At 57.6% G+C, this 1,557-nt stretch carries 1 protein-coding gene; it reads left to right on the plus strand.

From position 1 onward, the window contains the following. Positions 1–149 precede the first annotated feature (149 nt). Positions 150–1,541 (plus strand): IS4 family transposase, encoded by a 1,392-nt coding sequence (locus JIN81_RS18730; protein ID WP_200283605.1) that lies wholly within the window; start codon positions 150–152, stop codon positions 1,539–1,541. The last annotated feature ends 16 nt before the right edge of the window (positions 1,542–1,557 follow it).

Genomic DNA, 1,557 nt, shown 5'->3' on the forward strand with positions numbered 1-1,557 from the left:
GAATGGCGCGTCCTTAAGCTCGATTTCGTTGAAAACGAGAGACGGAAAGCCGGCCGAAGTACGGTATGAATAGTGTGAATAAACAACCTCTCCTGACCGACTTCCCGCGAACGATTTTTGCCAATTCCCAACGCCGTCATCAATCCGAAATGCGCAGTAGACGCCATGAGCTCGCTGGGCTTTCTCCAAGTGGATACGGGGTGATATTTGAGGACATACTGCCGACCTCGTTTCTCGCTTCCATCGATCCTACCCAGCGTCAGCGCCACTTCGGGCACATTCCGGTGCTTTGGGCCTGGGTATCCCAGATTCTTGAGGGCAACAGCTCTTGCTCGAAGGCGCTGGGATTCGTCCAGTCATGGTCTGCAGATCACGGCTTTCCTGCCCCCGCTGGCAATACCAGTGCTTACTGCAAGGCTCGCCTGAGACTCAGTAGTGAGTTCATCGATTCGATCAGCCGGAGAGTGGACGCGGCGCTGCAACAGGCCGCAGGCGGGCCCCAGTTGTGGCACGGCCTCACTCTCAAGGCGATTGACGGAAGCTCGGTGAAGCTCATGGACACCGAGGCTAATCAGGAGACTTTTCCGCAGCCCTCCGAGCAGAAGAAGGGGTGTGGGTTTCCAGTCATGTCCGTCTCCGGAATGCTCAACCTAAGTCACGGTGGATGGGAGGCATTCACCACGGGTCACAATGACGAGCACGATCTGAAGGCCGCGGCCAGACTCATCAACTACATTGGCGATGGAGACCTCCTGCTGGCTGATCGTGCCTACTGTTCCTACCGCTACCTTTCCAAGGTGTTGGCGCGAGGCGGCCACTCCGTAATGCGTTTACATCAGGCCCGCGAGAAGGCTTTGGACTGGCGCAAGGGGAAGCGGATCAGTCCTCACGAGCGCCTGGTTTCATGGAAGCGCCCGATGTACTCGAACGTCTCCCAAAGCATGTCTCGTAATGAATGGGAGGCGCTTCCCGAGAAACTGGAAGTGAGATTGATCCGGCTCGGTTATGAAGATCGCCACGGCCGTAAACGAAAGATGACGGTGGTTACCACCCTGACAGACAGCGAGCGCTACGACGGCATCGAACTCCACACTCTCTACGCAAGCCGATGGGAGATTGAACTGCGCCTTCGCGACATCAAGACGACTTTGGGGTTCGAGATGCTCAAGGTCCGCACGCCGGAGATGGCCGTCAAAACGCTGGGGATGATCCGCCTCGCCTACAACCTGCTACGCGTGCTGATGCTTCGCTCAGCACTCAGGGAGGGGGTTCCCGTGGCACTCGTGAGTTTCAAAGGCGTCCTTGATCTGGCGACCACCATGCACAGCGGGTTCAAACGGGATTCGGGTCGTCCCCGCCGGAGGGCACGGCGACTGGATCTGCTGCTGGAAATGGCGGCGAGGAGGAGGGTTGATCCTCGGCCTTTCCGTAGCGAGCCAAGGGCGGTGAAAACGAGACTCAAACCATTCCCTTTGCTCAACAAACCGAGGAGTGAGTTCATCGAAATCCCGAACCGATCCACCTATCGAAAGGTCGCTTAAGGACGCGCCATTCGGG

The sequence above is a fragment of the Haloferula rosea genome (genome assembly GCF_016595525.1).
In the GTDB taxonomy this organism is placed as follows: domain Bacteria; phylum Verrucomicrobiota; class Verrucomicrobiia; order Verrucomicrobiales; family Akkermansiaceae; genus Haloferula; species Haloferula rosea.

Coding starts and splice junctions, on each gene's coding strand:
- JIN81_RS18730 (WP_200283605.1), top strand. CDS start 150: ATGCGCAGTAGACGCCATGAGCTCGCTGGGCTTTCTCCAAGTGGATAC.